Origin of the sequence: Microbacterium sp. DT81.1 (assembly GCF_049844955.1) — a bacterium.
Classification (GTDB): domain Bacteria; phylum Actinomycetota; class Actinomycetes; order Actinomycetales; family Microbacteriaceae; genus Microbacterium.
In genome coordinates this window covers 333,348-351,630 of record NZ_JBNCMA010000004.1, presented here as the reverse complement: position 1 = coordinate 351,630, position 18,283 = coordinate 333,348, and the positions used below count along the sequence as shown (strand labels likewise).

General features: G+C 69.3%; 18 protein-coding genes. 3 read left to right on the top strand and 15 right to left on the bottom strand.

The window, feature by feature from the left end; genetic code table 11:
* Positions 1–20: 20 nt before the first annotated feature.
* From ACLQ2Q_RS13170 to ACLQ2Q_RS13155, 4 genes are all read right to left on the bottom strand, one after another.
* Positions 21–1,643 (bottom strand): DNA polymerase Y family protein, encoded by a 1,623-nt coding sequence (locus ACLQ2Q_RS13170; RefSeq protein WP_425820908.1) that lies wholly within the window; start codon positions 1,641–1,643, stop codon positions 21–23.
* Between the two features lies 1 nt (position 1,644).
* Entirely contained in the window at positions 1,645–2,364 is a 720-nt protein-coding gene (locus ACLQ2Q_RS13165) for a hypothetical protein (RefSeq protein WP_425820907.1), read from the bottom strand.
* Positions 2,365–2,445: 81 nt separating this feature from the next.
* Positions 2,446–3,849 (bottom strand): sensor domain-containing diguanylate cyclase, encoded by a 1,404-nt coding sequence (locus ACLQ2Q_RS13160; RefSeq protein ID WP_425820906.1) that lies wholly within the window; start codon positions 3,847–3,849, stop codon positions 2,446–2,448.
* On the bottom strand, positions 3,846–4,658 hold the full coding sequence (locus ACLQ2Q_RS13155) for an alpha/beta fold hydrolase (RefSeq protein WP_425820905.1): 813 nt from the start codon (positions 4,656–4,658) through the stop codon (positions 3,846–3,848). Before ACLQ2Q_RS13155 ends, ACLQ2Q_RS13160 begins: the two co-directional genes overlap by 4 nt.
* A 166-nt stretch (positions 4,659–4,824) precedes the next feature.
* Here ACLQ2Q_RS13155 and ACLQ2Q_RS13150 point away from each other — a divergent pair, with 166 nt between their 5' ends.
* Complete coding sequence (locus ACLQ2Q_RS13150; RefSeq protein WP_425820904.1) at positions 4,825–5,586, top strand: EAL domain-containing protein; 762 nt, start codon at positions 4,825–4,827, stop codon at positions 5,584–5,586.
* Here ACLQ2Q_RS13150 and ACLQ2Q_RS13145 read toward each other — a convergent pair whose 3' ends face one another.
* Together ACLQ2Q_RS13145 and ACLQ2Q_RS13140 are read right to left on the bottom strand one after the other, a co-directional pair.
* Positions 5,587–5,841, bottom strand: coding sequence for a hypothetical protein (locus ACLQ2Q_RS13145; protein ID WP_425820903.1), 255 nt, complete (start codon positions 5,839–5,841; stop codon positions 5,587–5,589). It abuts the gene before it with no gap.
* Between the two features lie 38 nt (positions 5,842–5,879).
* Entirely contained in the window at positions 5,880–6,212 is a 333-nt protein-coding gene (locus ACLQ2Q_RS13140; RefSeq protein WP_425820902.1) for an ATP-dependent DNA ligase, read from the bottom strand.
* A gap of 115 nt (positions 6,213–6,327) precedes the next feature.
* Here ACLQ2Q_RS13140 and ACLQ2Q_RS13135 point away from each other — a divergent pair, with 115 nt between their 5' ends.
* Entirely contained in the window at positions 6,328–7,194 is an 867-nt protein-coding gene (locus ACLQ2Q_RS13135; protein WP_425820901.1) for a potassium channel family protein, read from the top strand.
* Here ACLQ2Q_RS13135 and ACLQ2Q_RS13130 read toward each other — a convergent pair.
* The 4 genes from ACLQ2Q_RS13130 to ACLQ2Q_RS13115 form a co-directional block, all read right to left on the bottom strand.
* Complete coding sequence (locus tag ACLQ2Q_RS13130; RefSeq protein WP_425820900.1) at positions 7,185–7,760, bottom strand: cysteine hydrolase family protein; 576 nt, start codon at positions 7,758–7,760, stop codon at positions 7,185–7,187. The genes ACLQ2Q_RS13135 and ACLQ2Q_RS13130 overlap by 10 nt on opposite strands.
* A gap of 89 nt (positions 7,761–7,849) precedes the next feature.
* Positions 7,850–8,347: an HNH endonuclease gene (locus ACLQ2Q_RS13125; RefSeq protein WP_425820899.1), complete on the bottom strand. Its 498-nt coding sequence runs from the start codon at positions 8,345–8,347 to the stop codon at positions 7,850–7,852.
* 345 nt (positions 8,348–8,692) lie between these two features.
* A complete protein-coding gene (locus ACLQ2Q_RS13120) occupies positions 8,693–9,619 on the bottom strand; it encodes a M23 family metallopeptidase (RefSeq protein ID WP_425820898.1) in 927 nt (308 codons plus the stop codon).
* A gap of 261 nt (positions 9,620–9,880) precedes the next feature.
* Entirely contained in the window at positions 9,881–10,582 is a 702-nt protein-coding gene (locus ACLQ2Q_RS13115; protein ID WP_425820897.1) for a metal-dependent transcriptional regulator, read from the bottom strand.
* Positions 10,583–11,229: 647 nt separating this feature from the next.
* On the opposite strand from ACLQ2Q_RS13115, the gene serC reads away from it, so the two are divergent.
* Positions 11,230–12,348, top strand: a complete 1,119-nt coding sequence (gene serC, locus ACLQ2Q_RS13110; protein ID WP_425820896.1) for a phosphoserine transaminase — start codon at positions 11,230–11,232, stop codon at positions 12,346–12,348.
* Positions 12,349–12,424: 76 nt separating this feature from the next.
* On the opposite strand, the gene ACLQ2Q_RS13105 is transcribed toward serC, so the two are convergent.
* The 5 genes from ACLQ2Q_RS13105 to ACLQ2Q_RS13085 all read right to left on the bottom strand — a co-directional run bounded on the left by ACLQ2Q_RS13105 (position 12,425) and on the right by ACLQ2Q_RS13085 (position 18,283).
* Positions 12,425–13,507, bottom strand: coding sequence for an ABC transporter ATP-binding protein (locus tag ACLQ2Q_RS13105; protein ID WP_425820895.1), 1,083 nt, complete (start codon positions 13,505–13,507; stop codon positions 12,425–12,427).
* On the bottom strand, positions 13,504–14,502 hold the full coding sequence (locus tag ACLQ2Q_RS13100; protein WP_425820894.1) for an ABC transporter permease: 999 nt from the start codon (positions 14,500–14,502) through the stop codon (positions 13,504–13,506). Before ACLQ2Q_RS13100 ends, ACLQ2Q_RS13105 begins: the two co-directional genes overlap by 4 nt.
* A 1-nt stretch (position 14,503) precedes the next feature.
* The gene (locus tag ACLQ2Q_RS13095) at positions 14,504–15,484 is read right to left on the bottom strand and encodes an ABC transporter permease (protein WP_425820893.1); all 981 of its coding nucleotides are present in this window, start codon (positions 15,482–15,484) and stop codon (positions 14,504–14,506) included.
* Entirely contained in the window at positions 15,481–16,551 is a 1,071-nt protein-coding gene (locus tag ACLQ2Q_RS13090; RefSeq protein WP_425820892.1) for an ABC transporter ATP-binding protein, read from the bottom strand. The genes ACLQ2Q_RS13095 and ACLQ2Q_RS13090 overlap by 4 nt, the downstream gene beginning before the upstream one ends.
* Positions 16,552–16,624: 73 nt before the next feature.
* A complete protein-coding gene (locus ACLQ2Q_RS13085; protein ID WP_425820891.1) occupies positions 16,625–18,283 on the bottom strand; it encodes an ABC transporter substrate-binding protein in 1,659 nt (552 codons plus the stop codon).

Below are 18,283 nucleotides of genomic sequence, written 5' to 3'. Positions count from 1 at the left end.
GCTCAGGGACCGGCATCCGCTCAGTCATAGCGCGCCTCGGCGACCCACGCGCCGTCCTCGCAGACGAGCAGCCACGCCATCCCCTCGGCGTCGATGATCTGCACCCGGTGCGCGCGGCGGGCGCGAGCGGCATCCCATCCACGTTCGAGGATCGGCCACGGCCCCGCCCACGCGTCGATCGCCATCCGGCGACCGCCCTCCAGGAACATCGCCGGGGGTGCCGTGATCCTCCCCCGGGCGTCGATGTCGACGGGCGCCCCGGCGGGAGAGGCGACCTGCACCGGCACGGGGTCGGGAAAGACCGTCGCGGGCAGCGGGTCGGGCAGGCTTCCGGGCCAGGGACGCGATCGCTCCTTCGCCAGCACCGCGCGGTCACCCCACGGCACCAGCACCTGCCGCTCGGCGAGCCAGCGGCCCCCGCCGATCGCCGGCGTGAGCACACCCCGGTGTCCGAGCATCGCCTGCACCCGCGAGAGCGCGTGGTGCAGGCGCTCTTCGGGTCCCGAGCCGAAGATCGCCGCGACGTGGTGCGACGCCTCGTCCACCGCTTCGGGCGCGATCCGAACGAGCGAGACGCCGCTGGAGAGCACGCTCTTGCCCTCGGGCTCCTTCGCCGCCTCGCTCAGCTGCCACCGCACGCGGTCGACGACGGATGCCGCGTCGAACGACCCCGGATGCAGCCACACCCGCTCGCTGCGCTCTCCGCGATCTCCGCGGAGTTCCACTCGCAGCTCCGTGCAGACAAGCCCCGCGGCGCCCAGGCGTGCGACGAATTCGTCGGCCGCGATCCGGATGCCGAAGGCCACCTGCTCCGCCATCTCGAGGGCGGGCTCGAACGCCACCTCGCGATGAAGCTCCGGCGGCGGCACCCGGGGCTCCACCTCGCGTGAATCCTGACCGGCGGCCAGGGAATGCAGCCGCACGCCACGGTCGCCGAACCTCTCGCGCACACGATCCGGATCCATCTCGGCGAACTGACCCAGGGTTCTGACACCCAGCCGGGCGAGCAGATCGACCAGCTCGGCTCCGGAGCCGACGGCGGCCGACGCATCGATCAGGGTGGCGACGGACAGCGGTGCCAGGAATCCCGCCGCTCCGCCGTTCGGCACGACGAAGACCGGGTCCGCCACCCCGGTGCCGATCCGTGCCGCCTGCTCGGCGGTGAAGGGGCCGTCGGCGATGCCCGCCCGCACACCCTCCACCCCTCCCTCCGCCCCTGTGGCGCCCTCTCCCCCGCCCTTCCGCAGCGCCGTCAGCAGCACGCGCGCCGCCTCGACCTCGCCCCCGTAGTACCGCGCCGGGCCGCGGATGCGCAGCGCGCACATGCCGGGCCGCAGGATCTGCACTCCCGGCGCCCGCTCTTCGACGACCGCCACGAGAGGAGCGAACTCCCGCTGGTCTCGCATCGGATCCGCCGCGACGACCGCGAGACCCGGGCACAGGGCCTGCGCATCGCGACGCCGCTGCCCTCGGCGAACGCCCTCCGCCCGAGCGGCCGCGGAACACGCCACCACCGTGTTGTGCTCCATCACGGCGATGGCCGGACCGGCATCCAGCGGCTGTGCACGCTCGCGCGCCAGCGCGGTGACCGGCCAGTCCGGAAACCACAGCACCAGGCTTCGCACCGGCGCTCCGGGTCGCATGTCAGCCCACCGCCTCGAGGGGCTGGTACTCCGGCAAGGGCGTCTCCCGCACACGGCGTTCGATGGCGGAGACCGCTCCGTCGGCGCCGGGCAGCATCACGCGGCCGCGCCGCGCCACGGGCGTGCGCCGGCTCGTCACCGTCACGGTCACCTCGCGCCCGGCGAGGTAGCCGTGCCCTGGGCCGAGGCCGCTCCACTGCGACTCCTCGATCCCGATCGACGCCTCGGTCTGCGGCCATGGGCCCTGCACCAGCAGCACGGTGCCTCGATCGCGGAGCCGGGCGGCGAGCCGCGAGACCTCGGCGTCCGCCGCGCGTCGCGGTGGCCGCACCGCCACGACGGGCAGCACCTCGGCGATGGTCGCCGTCACGGCGAGCCAGCGATCGCCGGGATCGGGGATGAGCACCAGTCGGGGCAGCTCGACGCCCATGCTCTCGGCCGCCTCGGCGCCGAAGTTCGGCATCCCGACCACCCCGCACCACGATCCCGCCTGCGAAGGCGGTGCCAGCAGGGCGAGCAGCAGCGACGCGGACGAACTGAGCGAGTACGCGGCCCCGGTACGCAGCCCTCCCCCGGGGAGGAGCGACGCGAGCGCCGGATGCGCGGGGAGCACCGGAGCATCGAGCCTGCGCCCCTGCGCCCGCTCGAGCTGCGCGCGGAGCCGCAGCACGTCACCGCTGCGTTCGTCCTGCTGCGCCCCCACGATCGCCCTCACTCCCACAGGCTAGAACAGATGTTCTAGTCGGTCAACGTAGTGAGCCGATGCTAAGGCTGGCCTCCGACACCCGGAGGCCCGTTTCCGTCAACTATGTTCGAGAGTCGGAGGCTGCAGCTGCTCGTGCGACACGTTGTCCTTCCCGCTGCCCTTGGACTCGTACATGGCCGCGTCCGCGCGGATGAGCAGTTCTTGAGGCGACGGCCGGCCGTCGACCTCGGGGCTGTAGGTCGCGACCCCGATGCTGGCCGACACCCACAGGGGTTCGGGGCCGGCCTCGATCTGGTGACGACTGAAGGAGCGGAGTCGCTCGGCGATGGATGCCGCCGCCCTGGCGTCGGCGGTCGGGCAGATGACGACGAATTCGTCGCCGCCCATCCTGCCCAGGATGTCGTCCGCGCGCACGGCGTTGCGCAGCCGCTCCGCGACTTCGCGCAGCACCGCGTCGCCCGCCGCGTGACCGAGTCGGTCGTTGACCGCCTTGAACCCGTCGATGTCGAGGAAGACCAGCGACAGGGCGTCTCCGCTCCGCTCCGCGTCGGCGATGGCCGCATCGATGCTCTGCAGCAGCAGCTGCCTGTTGGCGAGCCCCGTCAGCTGGTCGTGCAGCGCCATGTGCGAGAGCTGTCGCTGCAGCCGCACGCGCACGAGCGTCTGCGACGCCTGCCTGCCGAGGGCGCGCTGCAGTTCGAAGAACTGCGCGTCGAAGTCCCGCTGCCGCGAGAAGAGGCAGACCAGGATGCCGAGCTGCTCACTCTCAGTCGACAGCGGCATGATGCTGAGGGCATCCAGCCGCGCTGCCCGGAGCCCCGCCGCGAGGTCGGGATAGTCCGTGTCGGCGTCGTCGACGGTGACCACGATCTCGACCGGAGAACGCCGCAGCGTTTCCACGGGCGCAACATTGCCCCAGAGCGGGTTGGTCCCGGCGGCGAGGTGCAGTTCGCCGGCTTCGTCGTAGAGCAGCACAGAGGCATGCGTCGCTGCGAAGGCTTCGCGGGCGATCTCGGCGAACGACTCGACGACGTCTTCGTCGTTCGCGCTCAAGCCGAAGGTGCTGGAGACGTCCTGCAGGATGCGCACGCGGGACTCGGATGACTCCGCCGACCTGCGGGCGTTCACGAGCTCCCGCTCGTACTCCAGGCGCTCGGTCGCATCGAACACCGCGGTGCGCACCACTGCGGACGCACCCTCGGGGATGAGCACCGAATTGACGAGCACCGGCATCGGCGTTCCATCCGCTGTCACCATCGTGAGCGCGACCTGGTCCACGCGCCCCTGCAGGTGCAGCACGGGGAGGTGCCGGGTCGCGTAGAAGAGCTTGCTGCCGGGCTCCAGCAGCGACGTGAAAGGGCGACCGACGAGCTCGTCGAGCCCGTAGCCCATCCATTCGAGCAGCGTGGCGTTCGCCTCGAGGATGGTCCCCTCCGCCGTCGACGACAGCAGCCCGCAGGGTGACTCGTTGTACCGCCTCTCCCACTCGTCCTCGTTCATGCGAGATGTCGCCGGATCTCGGCGACCAGCTCCGCAGCCCCGGAGAGGATCGGGACGTGCCCGGTGGTGGAGAGCACCGTCAACCGGCTGCGCGGGATCGAGCGATGCACGTAGTGACCCACCTCCAGAGGCGCGATCACGTCGTCGCTCGACTGGATGACGAGTGTGGGAACGGACACCTCGGGCAGGTCGTTCCTGTTGTCCGAGAGGAACGTGACCCGCGCGAAGTGCCGGGCGATGGCCGGGTCGATGCTGCAGAAGCTGGCCGTCAGGCCGTCGCCGAGCTCGGGGCGATCCGGATTTCCCATGATGACCGGCGCCATGGTGCCCGACCAGCCGAGGTAGTTCGCATCCAGCGTGTCGAGCAGCGCCTCGATGTCGACGCGCTCGAATCCACCGAGATACGCCTCGTCGTTGACGTACCTGGGGGACGGCCCGACGAGGATCAGCTCGCCGAAGCGCGACGGATCACGGTTGGCCGCGAGGACGCCGATCATGCAGCTCACCGAATGCCCCACGAAGATCACGTCGTGCAGGTCGAGGGCTTCGAGGATCTCCAGCACGTCCTGCGCATACCCGTCGAGCGAGTCGTATTTTCCGCGGTCGTATGCCGCGATGTCGGAGTTGCCGGAGCCGACATGATCGAAGAGCACGACCTGGTGGTCCTCCTCGAATTCCGGCGCGATGAGGCGCCACGATTCGAGACTGCAGCCGAAGCCGTGGGCGAAGATCATCGCGCGACCGTCGGCGTTGCCGCTCACGAGAACGTTGTTCCGCGTGAGGACCTCGTCGATGGATGTCGGTGCCACTGATCCTCCCCAGGAGTCGCGCCTTTGCCGGCCCATAATTCGTCCAGTCAGATCGTAAGCGAATCCGCGCCGGAAACGGCTACGGGAGGGCAGGGCGAACTGTACGCCTCCTGCCGGTAATCGGCGTGGCATTGCGTTCACGCCCCGGTTAGGACTGACTGGAACCATGGAAGACATCGAAGACTGGACCGCCGCGCTCGGCGGCGCCGTCTCGCGAGGGGAGGTCTTCGCCGTCTTCCAGCCCCAGGTGGCGCTCGACACCGGCGACCTCGTGGCCGTCGAGGGGCTCTGCCGCTGGCGGCATCCGGAGCTCGGTCTCATCGCGCCGGACCTGTTCATCCCCCTTGCGGAGCGCACGGGAGCCATCCACGAACTGGGCGCCTTCATGGTCGACGAATGCCTTGAGGCGGTGGATTTCTGGCATGCCGGCGGACAGTGCGTCGAGGTGTCGGTGAACGTCTCCCCCGTCCAGCTCGCCGATGCGTCCTTCGCTGAGCTGCTCGCGGCAAGGCTGGGCGATCGAGCGCTTCCGCCGAACGCCTTCACCGTCGAGATCACCGAATCGCTGCCCGTGACCGATCTGCCGATGATCGTTCCGCGCCTGGTCGCCCTGCAATCGCTCGGCCTCGGCGTCGCTCTCGACGACTTCGGCACCGGTCACGCATCCTTCGACCAGCTCGATCGGCTGCCCGTCACGGAACTGAAGATCGACCGGTCGCTGATCCAGAGCGATCAGGCGGATGGCGACGAGGTGCTCGTCGGCATCATGGCCGTCGCACACGCACGCGGGCTGCGCGTGGTCGCCGAGGGCATCGAGACCGCCGCGCACCTCGCGCTGGCCCGCTCGCTCGGGTGCGATCGTGCCCAGGGCTTCCTGCTGGGGCTGCCGATGGTCCGGTCGGACGTCGATCGTCTGATCGCGGCCTGATCAGAGGTCGGCGAAGCTTTCGCGCTCGGTGGTCTCGGCGGGCTCCGGGTCGCCGCCGATTTCGAGCTTCGTCCACACCACCGGCATCCCGGGGGAGAAGAGGATGTCGATGCCGGGGCCGGATCGCAGTGGCGGGATGTTCACGTATCCCCCACCGGCACGGATCGCCTGCAGGATGTTCTCCCGCAGCTCCGTGACAGGGTCGGGCAGAAAGTAGTCCCGCCCGTCGACGGTGAGTCTGTTGACGATTGTCATCGATTTCCCCTCTTCAGCACGAAGTCCGACACATCAGGCTACGGCCGCCCGACAGCCTTGGGCTTCGTCGCGGGCGCCGGCTCAGGAAGCAGCTCCAGCCCGTTCGGGCTGTTCGCCGTCTCCATCAGCGCGTCGATCCACGCCCGGTTGAGGGACGCTTCATGGCCGCCGAAGAATTCGAACTGCAGGGGTATCGCCGGATGGATCCAGAACGAGCTCCGACCGCTGCCCTGCACCGTCTCGTACTTCCACGAGAAGCTGAAGCTCTCGGAGCGGCGCAGCTTGGCCAGCATCACGATACGCAGGTGCGCCAGTGCGCGGTCTTCGAACTCCACCGACCACGACGGCGTGCCATAAACGAACTTTCCCACTGAACCTCCCAGTCGGCATCAAGTCTCGCATGAGCGCGCGCGCCCAGTCGCCAGCACGGGGCGAGGCGGCCCTCGTTTTCGCCGCCGTTGCCGCTCGCCGGGGTAGCGTGAGGCTGTGAACTGGCAGGTGTTGAGCACGGTGCTGGGGGTGGCGCTCATCGTCTACGGACTGTCGGACGTCTTCCTCACCCTCGTGCATCCCCATGCCCGCGGCCGGCTGACGCGCGGCATCGTCGCCGGGGTGTGGATGCTGACATCCGGCCTCGGCAAACGGGCGAGGGCAGCGTCGGGTCCGGTCGCTGCCATCAGCGTGGTGTTCGTCTGGACCGCCACGCAGGCGGTGGGATGGGCGCTGGTCTACTTCCCGCACATCCCCGACGGGTTCCTCTACAGCGAAGGCGTGGATCCCGACCGCTATCCGAACCTGCTCGAGGCGCTCTACTTCTCGATGGTCTCGCTGTCCACCCTGGGATTCGGCGAGGTCGTGCCAGTCGATCCCGTCATCCGGATGGTGTCGCCGCTGCAGGCGGTGACCGGATTCGCGCTGCTCACGGGTGGCGCGACGTGGCTGCTGCAGCTGTTCCCGACCCTCGCGCGCAGGCGCGGGACGGCGCTCTACCTGACCTTCCTCGGCCGTTCGCGCTACGCGGAGACGCTGGAAGACCTGGATGCCGTCGCTTCCTCGAGCGTCGTGCACTCCGTCGCCCAGCAGCTCGGCAGCGTGCGCGTGGATCTCAGCCAGAGCCCCGAGTCGTACTACTTCCGCGAGGGCGAGGCGCCGACCTCACTGGGTCACGCGCTGCCGATCGCGCAGCGCCTCGCCGACGCATCGCGCGCGTCGAAGCACGCCGACCTGCGCGTCGCCGGCGCGGTGCTCGATGAAGCCCTCGAAGACCTCGGCACCTGCCTGCGCGACAACTTCGCCGCGCACGGCGAGTCACGAGCGGAGCTGATGGAGTCCTTCGCCCGCGATCACTCCTGATCCCGGGCGTCGAGAAGCGCGTCGGTGGCGACGATCCTCGCGAAGCCTCCGGCCTGCAGGTCGAGCGCCGTGGTGGCCATGAGCTCCGACGCCGTACGCGTGACGGAGCCGAGCCCCGCGATCTCCGCAGACTGGTCGAACGTGCGCGTCGCATCCAGCGCCACGGTCACGTCGTAGCCGAGGTTTCCCGCCATGCGCGCGGTCGTCTCGACGCACATGTTGGTCTGGATGCCGCACAGGACGACATCCCGGATGCCGCGGCCGCCGAGCCAGGCGTGCAGGTCGACATCGCCGTAGAACGCGGAGTTGACCTGCTTGCGCACGAAGAGATCGGCCGCCACGGCGGCAACGGGCTCGACGAGGGCATTGCCGGGGCTGTCCGGGTGAAGGGGCGAGTCAGGCGACGTCGAGTCGTGGCGCACGACGACGATCGGCTCTCCACCGGCCAACCAGGCATCGATCAGACGCGCGACGTTGGCCTCGCAGTCAGGGTTGGCGGTGGCACCCCAGAAGGATGCATCGTCGAACCCGCGCTGCATGTCGATGACGAGGAGTGCTCTGTTCATCCCTCCATCACATCACGCGTGGATGGCTCTGGCGTCCCGGAGCCGAGCGCGGCGCCCGGGCCCGCGCCGCGCGCGCCGCGCCCGCCGCGTCAGGCGGCGAGCGCCAGGTACGGCTCCCACCGTGGATCGGCGCGCTCGGTGCCCCGCACCGACCACCCCGTGCCGTGCGGCGGCCTGGGGGTGAGGCGCAGCGACCACGACATCTCCTGCGGCGTGCGGTCGCCCTTGATGTTGTTGCACCGCAGGCAGCACGCCACGAGGTTCTCCCAGGAGTCGGCCCCTCCGCGGGAACGGGGAAGCACGTGGTCGATCGTCGATGCCGCCTTGCCGCAGTACGCGCAGCGATGGGCATCCCGGCGGAGCACCCCGCGTCTGGTCACCGGCACCCGTCTGCCTCCGGGAACGCGAACGTATCTCGTCAGCACGATGACCGCCGGTCGGTCCCATGCCGCCGACGTGCCCCAGACGGGGTCGTCTTCGATCCGCTCGATGATCGTCGCCTTTTCGTTCATCACGAGCACGATCGCCCGCTTGAACGACACGACCGCCAGGGGCTCGTAGCCCGCGTTCAGCACTAGGGTGCGCATCCGTTGTCCTCTCGAAGATGCCCGGAAGGCTTCCGGGTTCTCGATCTGTCTCGACGAGGGATGAGCGATGGGGTGCGGGCACGAAAAAGGCGCTGTCTCAGAGACAGCGCCTTACCGCCACGGCAGAGCCGTGGCCTCCGAGCGAGCAATGCCGAAGGACGTAACGACCGAGTGCATCCATGGTGCGGATGCCAGGTATTCGTTCCATCGGCTCCCCTTCGCTGATCTCAGCGTCGAGTTTCAGGGTAACCCACGCCCACGACAGGCGGGTCGCAGGAATGATGAACGCGCGGTGGCGTGTCGGTGCCGCGGGGGCGCCGACGCAGCTGCGTCGAGGAGGAGTCGTCAGCCGGCGTTGGCGTTGAGCCAGCTAATGGGGTCGACCAGCTGGCCACCGACGCGCACCTCGAAGTGCAGGTGGTTCGCGGTCGAGCGACCGGTGCTGCCCACGAGGCCGATCACCTGTCCGGCCTCGACGTACTGGCCCGACGCGACCTGCCGGCTGCCGTAGATCATGTGCCCGTACAGCGTCGAGACGCTCTGACCGTTGATGACGTGGTCGATGGTGACGGCGACGCCGTACCCGCCGTAGCTCTCCTGCGACACGCGCACGACGCCCGCCGCCGAGGCGAAGATCGGGTTCCCGCCGCCGGTGAGCATGTCGACGCCCTGGTGGGCTCCGCCCCGCGACATGAAGCCGTCGCCCTGCGTGAAGCTGTTGAGGGGCCAGCGGACCGCTCCGGAACCGGGCGCCACCATGTTGAGGTCGACGTTGGAGCGACTGGATGTCGGAGCAGACCTGACGGTGGCGGCGAGTCGGGCGCGCTCCGCGGCGGCGGCGGCGGCCGCGGCGGCGGCTTCCTCGTCCTTCTTCTTCTGGATCTCTTCCGGCGTCGTCGCCGCGTAGGTGTCGCGTCCGAGGTCTGGTGTGTCGGCGGCCGAGGCCACCACGAGGGACTGGGCGCCGTCGGCGGCGACCTGCTGCAACGTCACCGCATCCGCCGTCGGCTTCCACGCGCCATACGCGGGAAGAGCCACGGTCGCCACCAGTCCGGCCACGATCGCCAGAGTCGCCAGGCTGCGTGCCGGCTTGGCGGCGGCCTTCGCCGCGCGCTGCGGAGCGGACCGCACGTCTCGCGCCGGCCTGCTCTTGCGGGCGGGGCGGCCCGCAGCGGGTCGAGTGCTCGGGTGGCGGCGCGCGCGCCGTTCGGGCGTCAAACTCGTCGCGTCGGTTTCGGGTACGTCCGCAGACGAATCGATTGGTTCAGCCAAGCTGGGATCCTCCGTCGCCTCTGCGCTGTGAAACGCTGGTTCGTCGGCACTCTGTTACTTCGGGCACTTTGTGCAGGCTTCGCCGTGCGGATGACGAACCGGTGAGGCAATCCGCGCGGGGTCCGACGGCTGGCTTCTGCCTGTGGACGCTCCCACGCTACCCGAATGTAACGTTTCTGTCACCTTGAGCCCCTGGCAATGAGCTGAAAACGCTTCCCGGGCCGGTCTAACCGGCTCTGAAATGCCCGGTCAGGGCGCAAATCAGCGCAGTTCGTCGACCAGAAAGATGTGCGAGGCGACCTCGACGGGCAGCTCGAGCCCCTCGTCGTTGCCGTCCATGTGCACGAGCACGTAGCCCTCGCTGTAGCGGTAGTCACCGCGTGCACCGGGCAGCACGCCCGCGGCGCGCAGCTGCTGGAGCAGCTCCGGGTCGACCTGGGCGGGCTCCGCGAGGCGGCGCACCGTTCCCTCGATCGGGCCCCCTGCGGCGTTGAGGCGCGTGACGAGCCCGACGACACCCTCCTCGAAGGTGCGGGCAGGCGAATCCCCGAGCTGATCGAGACCCGGAATCGGGTTGCCGTACGGCGACTCCGTGGGATGCCCCAGCAGCTCCACCAGGCGGCGTTCCACCTGCTCGCTCATCACATGCTCCCAGCGGCATGCCTCCTCGTGCACGTATGCCCAGTCGAGCCCGATCACATCGGAGAGCAGGCGCTCCGCGAGCCGGTGCTTGCGCATCACGTCCACGGCCTTCTGCCGTCCGGCGCCCGTCAGTTCGAGCGTTCGGTCCTCCGAGACGACGACGAGGCCGTCGCGTTCCATGCGGCCGACCGTCTGCGACACGGTGGGCCCGGAGTGTCCGAGGCGCTCCGAGATGCGCGCGCGAAGGGGAACGATGTTCTCCTCCTCGAGCTCGAGGATCGTGCGCAGATACATCTCGGTCGTGTCGATCAGGTCGGTCATGTAGCCCTCGTTCGTGCGCAGTCGATGTAAGGCAAGCCTATCCACCGTTGCTGTATGCGAGCCGCCGCCCGGCATCCGCCCCGCTCGCGCATCGACGGCGCCGACGCAGCGCGCTCGCGCTGCATAACTTGTCGCACGCGGCGCGAATAGGCGTAGCGCGGTGCGGGAAGTGCAGCACGGACGGGATCCCGTCGCTGTGGCTGCCGGGGCTACCTCGCCGGGAACCTTGACCCCTGTGCCCAGGGAGGAGCGGACTCCTCCCGGGAAGGCCGGATGCGCTCACGCCTTCCGCCGCTACCCAATCACGTGCACAACGGCGGGGATTCTGCGGGCCACGCCGACGCGCGGCATCCGCTCCCGGCGTGTTGACCACGATCCCCGCCATTGTGCCGAGCGCAATTCGCGGCGGCGGCTCGGCGCACCCGCGCTCCCGCATTGAGCCCGGCCCGCGTGCAGCCCTCACTCCCCCGGTGGCGCTGCGTTGATTGGCGTGCGCGGCGCGAATCGGCGGAGCGCGGTGCGAGAAGTGCAGCGCGAACCGGATGCCGGCCCGGCGAGCGCAGCGCCGAGGGATGCGATGTGACGCAGGGAGACGGGCCACGGCTTCCAGGCGATGCCCGCGAAGCGGCGAACCCTAGAATCGAGAGATGCCGCACGCCGTGATTCCGCGCGACCTCCTGCCCGTCGATGGCCGCTTCGGATGCGGGCCGTCCAAGATCCGCCCCGGCCAACTCGAGGCGCTCGTCGGCCCGGGGGCCGGCATCCTGGGCACCTCCCACCGCCAGGCACCCGTCAAGGACCTGGTGGCACGCACGCGCAGGGGGCTCGGAGAGCTGTTCCGCCTCCCCGACGGCTACGAGATCATCCTGGGCAACGGCGGCTCCACCGCCTTCTGGGACGCCGCCGCCTTCGGGCTCATCGAGAAGCGCAGCCAGAACCTCGTGTTCGGGGAGTTCGGCGGCAAGTTCGCGGCCGCAGCCGGGGCGCCGTGGCTCGACGCCCCCGACGTCCGCAACGCGGCGGCCGGCACGCGCACCGCCGCCGAAGCGGTCGAGGGCATCGACGTCTACGCCTGGCCGCACAACGAGACGTCCACGGGCGTCTCCGCTCCGGTGGAACGGGTGAACGGCGACGCCGGCGCTCTCACGGTGGTCGATGCGACCAGCGCCGCCGGAGGCATCGACTTCGACATCACCGAGGCGGATGTCTACTACTTCGCCCCTCAGAAGAATCTCGGCTCCGACGGTGGCCTCTGGTTCGCCGCCGTCTCCCCCGCCGCCATCGAGCGCATCGAGCGCATCGCGGCCTCCGGCCGGTACATTCCCGAGTTCCTGAGCCTGAAGAACGCCGTCGACAACTCCCGCCTCGAGCAGACGCTGAACACTCCCGCGATCTCGACGCTGGTGCTGCTGGAGAACCAACTCGACTGGATCCAGGGCAACGGCGGCCTGTCGTGGGCCGGCGCGCGCACCGCCGAGTCATCCGGTGCGCTCTACGAATGGGCCGAGGCATCGACGTTCGCGACGCCCTTCGTGACCGATCCGTCGCACCGCTCACCCGTGGTGGCGACCATCGACTTCGACGACAGCATCGACGCCGCGGCCATCGCGAAGACGCTGCGCGCGAACGGCATCGTCGACACGGAGCCGTACCGCAAGCTCGGACGCAACCAGCTGAGGGTCGCGACGTTCGTCTCGATCGAGCCTGAGGACGTGCGGCAGCTGATTCGCTCGATCGACTGGGTCATCGCCAACGCGCAGGAGTAGGGGCGTTTCGTCTCGCTGCGATCGCTCAACGACCGGGACTTATCGGCTGCGCCAGGCCGCAGCAACGAAACGAGCCCTACCGCGCCAGCTCCTCCGGAACCGGCCGCGGCGCGAAACCCGCCGCGACGACGCGTTCCGGGTCGTGCCGCAGGCACGCCACCGAGCGCCTCGGATCGTCTCCCTCCACGAGCGGCCTCACCAGCTCCGGCGTCACGGAGCCGCACGGCTCCCAGGCGAACCCGCACCGGTCCTGATAGGGACAGCCACCGCCGAGGCGCGACAAGTCCGGCGGGCTGCCGGGGATTCCGGTCAGCTCGCGGCGCTCTCCTCGCAGCGGCGGGAAGGAGTGCAGCAGGGCGTCCGAGTACGGATGACGAGGGTGCCGGTACACATCGAGCGAAGCGGCATCCTCGACGATCTCGCCCGCGTACATGATCGCGATGCGGTCGGCGATCTCGATGAGCAGCGACACGTCGTGCGTGATGAAGATCACCGAGAAGCCGAGCCGGTCGCGCAGCTCGGCGATCTGCTCGACGATCTGCCGCTGCATCACGACGTCCAGCGCGGTGGTCGGCTCGTCCATGATCAGCACCTGCGGCTCGAGCGCCAGCGCCATCGCGATCATCACGCGCTGGCGCATCCCGCCCGAGAGCTGGTGGGGGTATGACCGCAGGCGGTCGGGCGCGATGCCCACCATCTCGAAGAGCTCCGCGGCCCTGCCCTGTGCATCGGCCTTCGACATCCCCGGGCGATGCGCGAGGATCCCGTCCACAAGCTGCCGCCCGACGCGGTAGACCGGGTTGAGCGAGTTCATCGCACCCTGGAAGACGATCGCCAGGTCCTGCCAGCGCGTCTGGCGCAGCTCGTCATCCGAAAGCGCCAGGATGTCGCGGCGCAAGCCGTCGCGGCCCGTGAAGTGCACGGCGCCGCCCGTGATGAGCCCTGGCGGGGGCAGCAGGCGGGTCGCGGCATACGCCAGCGTGGACTTTCCGCATCCCGATTCCCCGGCGAGACCGAGCACCTCCCCGCGGCCGAGCGTCAGCGATACCTGCCGCAGCACGTGGGTCGGATCGTCATCGAAGCCGTAGTCGACCGACAGGTTCTCGATCTCGAGGACCGGATCCGTGACGGTGCGCAGGGGTGCGGTGGTGCCGATCATGCCCGATCCTCCGGTGCTTCACGCACGACGGGCGTGAACCCGATGCGGGGGCGGATGCCGCGCTTGCGGAGCGAGCGGGCGTTCAGGTCCGTCGACCGCAGACGCGGGTTGACGAACTCGTCGATGCCGAAGTTGACCAGGGCGAGCGCCATGCCGACGAGGGCGATGCAGAGGCCGGCCGGCACGAACCACCACCAGGCGCCCCGTTGCAGCGCCAGCTGGGCCTGCGCCCAGTAGAGGATCGTGCCCCAGTTCCAGTCGCCGGTCGTCCCGATGCCGATGAACGACAGCGTGATCAGGGAGAGGATGGCGAAGGACACGGTGCCCACGAACCCGGCCGCGATGATGGCCGTGAGGTTCGGCAGGATCTCGGCCGTGATGATGCGCCAGGTGCGTTCACCGTTCGCGCGGGCCGCTTCGACGAAGTCCCGCCGCCGGAGCGACAGCGTCTGCGCACGCAGCACGCGGGCACCCCACGCCCAGCCGGTGATCGCGATGACAAGGGCGACGGTGATCCCGCCGGCGGAGGGCAGCTGGCCGGCGATGATGATGATCAGCGGCAGCTGCGGGATGACGAGGAACACGTTGGCGAGGACCGAGAGGCTCTCATCCCCCACTCCCCCGATGTACCCCGCGGTGACGCCGACCACCACACCGATGGCCGTCGCGACAAACCCGGCGACGAACCCGACGACCATGACTCCCCGCGTGCCGACGAGCAGCTGCGAGAAGATGTCCTGCCCGAGATGCGTCGTACCGACCAGGTGCTCCCACGACGGCGGTTGCAGGATGTCGTCGCTGCGGGCACTCGGATCGTACGGGGCGATCCACGGTCCGATGATCGCGATCAGGGTGAAGAACCCGAGGATCGCGAGCCCGGTCAGGGCCTTGCGGTTGCGCAGGAACAGGAATCGCCGCTTGCCGCCGGCCGACGGCGCCGTGGCGTCGAGGCCGACCTCGGCGGATTCGCTGACCAGCGAGGTGTCGATGGCCATCTCAGCCCTCCTGTCGGGTGCGGGGATCGAGGACGCCGTACGCGAAATCGGCGGCGATGTTCGCCACCAGCACGGCGATGGTGATGACCAGGAAGATGCCCTGCATCAGGGGGTAGTCCTTGGCCGCGACGGCGGTGAAGAGGAAGTAGCCGATGCCCTGGTAGGAGAAGACGATCTCCATCACGAGCGTGCCCCCGACGATGAAGCCGAGCGAGAGGGCGAAGCTCGAGATCTGCGGCAGGATCGAGTTCCGCGCGGCGTATCCCCAGAGCACCTTCCGCTCGGACAGCCCCTTCGCGTGGGCGACGGTGACGTAGTCCTCGGACGAGACGGTCACCATCATGTTGCGCATGCCGAGCATCCAGCCCGCGACCGACGCGATGACAATGGTGATCGCCGGCAGCGTGCCGTAGTAGATGACGGAGCCGATGAACTCCCACGAGAGCTCGGGTACCAGGTTGCGGTCGTAGCTGCCGCTGGCGGGGAACCAGCCGAGGGTGACCGAGAAGATCGAGATCGCGATGAGCGCGAGCCAGAAGTACGGCACGGCCGAGAAGAAGGTCGAGATGGGCAGCAGAGAGTCGGCCCACGTGCCGCGGCGCCAGCCGATCCCGGCGCCGACGAGCGTGCCGATGGTGAAGCTCAGCAGGGTCGCGATGCCGACGAGCCCGACCGTCCACGGCAGCGCCTGGGCGATCACCTCCGAGACGGGCGTCGGAAAGTAGGTGAACGATATGCCGAGATCGCCCGAGAGCAGCAGTCGCCAGTAGTCGACGTACTGGTCCCACAGCGTCGATTCCTGGTCGAGCCCGAAGAGCGTGCGCAGAGACGCCGCCGCATCGGTCGAGATCCGACCCTGGTTCTTGGCGATGAGCGCGCTCACCGGATCGCCGGGCATGATGCGCGGGATGACGAAGTTGATCGTCACGGCGGCCCACAGGGTGATCAGGTAGAAGCCGACGCGGCGAAGGAAGAATCTCATCGGGCCTCCTCCGCATCCAGGGGCGGCACATCGATGCTCGGGCGCTCGCCGTACGCCTCGAGCACGGAACCCACGAGGGGGCGGTTGTCGCGGTCGGAGTATCCCCAGCACGCGGCCTCGCGACCGTCGCCGACCTGGAGGAGCGGGGGCACCTCGGCCTTGCACAGCTCGGTCGCGAACGGGCAGCGAGGGTGGAACCGGCATCCGGTCGGGGGCGTGACGAGGCTCGGCGCCTCGCCGCGCGCGCCGCGGGCGCGGGCCGTCAGGTCGTCGGGGTCGGGCGCCGATGCGATCAGAAGCTGGGTGTACGGATGCTTCGGGTCCTGCGTGAGGGACTCCGAATCACCCGTCTCCACGACCCGGCCGGCGTACATCACCATCGTGCGGTCGGCGAAATAACGCGCAGACGCGATGTCGTGCGTGATGTAGAGGATGGCGATGCCCAGCCGGTCGCGCAGGTCGCGCAGCAGATTCAGGATGCCGAGGCGGATCGACACGTCGAGCATCGAGATCGGCTCGTCGGCGAGCAGCACCTCGGGGTTGGCCGCGAGCGCACGCGCGATGGCGACGCGCTGGCGCTGACCACCGGACAGCTCGTGCGGGAACTTGTCGATGTAGCGCTCGGCGGGCGTCAGCTGCACGCGACCGAGCAGCTCCCGGAGCGCGGCCTCGAGCTCGTCTCCCATGAGCCGGCCCCGATGGATGCGCAGGCTGCGGGTGAGGATGTAGCGCACGGTGTGCACGGGGTTCAGCGACCCGAACGGGTCCTGGAAGATCATCTGCACCCGCCGCGCGTAGCGACGGAAGGCGCGTCCGCGGCGGGCGGTCGCGTCCTCGCCGTGCAGCAGGAGCCGGCCGGAGGTGACCGGCATCAGCTGGGCGAGCAGTCGCGCGATCGTCGACTTGCCGGACCCCGACTCGCCCACCAGGGCGACCACGCGACCGCTGAACAGCGAGATGTCCACGTCGTCGACGGCGTGCACCGAGCCGGCGCCGCGGCCGCGGAGGCGGAAGTACTTGCGCAGGGCGACGGCCTGCAGAACGGGGGTGTCGGCGTCGACGGTCATGATCCACCTGAGGGTATCGGGAGGGAACGGAATGCGGCGGGCGGCCTCGCAGGCGCCCGCCGCATCCGTTCCGTCACTTCGTGGGCGTCAGCTTGGACAGGATGAGCGCGGCCTGCGGCCCGGTGGGCTGCGGGTTGGCGTACGGGTCCTCGTCCGTCGGGAAGCCGGTGTAGTTCGCCGTCGAGTACTGCGCCACCGCCGGGCGCGACCAGATGATCAGACCGGGTACGTCCTCGACGAAGCGCTGCTGCACCACATCGAGCGCCGCCTGGCGGTCCTCGTCGGACGTGCCGGCCTTGAACCGCGCCAGCGCTTCGGTCACCTCGTCGTTGTTGTAGCGGCCGTAGTTCCACGTCGCCGTCTCACCGAGCGGTGCGTACGAGGCGCCGTCCATGATGTTGGAGTACATGTTCCACGGCGTGCTTCCGCCGTCCGTCCAGTGCAGCGAGGCCTGGAAGTTGCCGAACGGGATCGTGTCGTTGAACCACGTGTCGGCGACGATCGGCTCGACGGTCGCCTCTGCGCCGAGTGCCGCGGCACCCTCGGCGATGATGCCGAGCGCGTCGAGGTAGTCGGTCCAGCCGCTCGGGTTGGTGAGCACGAAACTGACCGGCTCGCCGTCGGGGTCGATGAGCGCCTCGCCCGACCAGGTGTACCCGGCACCCTCGAGGAGCGACCGTGCGCCCTCGACGTCGACGTCGAGCTCCTGGCCCTGGTAGGCCTCGGAGATGAAGGCGTCACCGGAGGGCTGCGGCAGCCCGGTCACGCTCGTGATCTCGGGCCAGACGCCGTAGCCGGCGGTCGCCGAGATGTCACCGCGGTCGACGACCATGTTGAGCGCCTGGCGGAACGCCACGTCGTTGAAGGGCTTGGTCTCGTTGTTCAGGTAGAGCACGTCCACGCCGAACCCGCCGCCGGCGACCTGGTGGTTGTTCTCCGGGTCCTTCGCGATGTAGGTCTGCTCGTAGTCGGGGATGAACGTCCAGCCCCACTGCGCCTCGCCCGTGGTGAGGGCGGTGGTGAGTCCGTTGTTGTCGTTGAACGCGTCGTATCGCAGCTGCGCCACCTGCGGCTTCGTGCCCCAGTAGTCGTCGTTCGGCACCAGCGTGACCGACTGCGGCGTGAAGGACTTGAGCGTGAACGGGCCGGTGCCGACCATCTCGTCATTGGTCCACTTCACCGGGTCCTGATCGGCCCAGAGGTGCTCGGGCACGATCAGCAGCCGGTAGAGCTTCGCCTGGTTGACGAACTGGCCGGAGGTGAAGCCGACGGTGACCGTGTTGCCGTCGACCGAGATGTCGCGGTACTGGTCGGGGAAGTCGGCGTTCAGCTCCGGGTTGTCCTTGCGCAGCTGAATGGAGAACGCGATGTCCTCGGCGGTGAAGTCCTCGCCGTCCGACCACTTCACGCCCTCGCGGGCCGTGATGACCGCCTGCGTGGAGTCCTCGTTCCACTCCACCGACTCCGCGAGCCACGGGGTGGGCGGGTCGGTCGGCTTGACGTCGTTGACCTGCATCAGCGACTCGTAGACGGCGAACGCGTAGCCGAGCGAGAGGGATGCCGAACCCGTGGCGAGCGGGTTCTGGTTGGGCTGCTGCGGGCCGTTGGGCATGCCGACGGTCAGCACCGCTCCGCCGCTGTCGGTGTCTCCGCTGCTTCCTGCGCAGCCGGTGGCGACGAGCGCCACGGCCGCCATTCCGGCTGCGATGGACAGGATCCTGCGCTTGTTCAC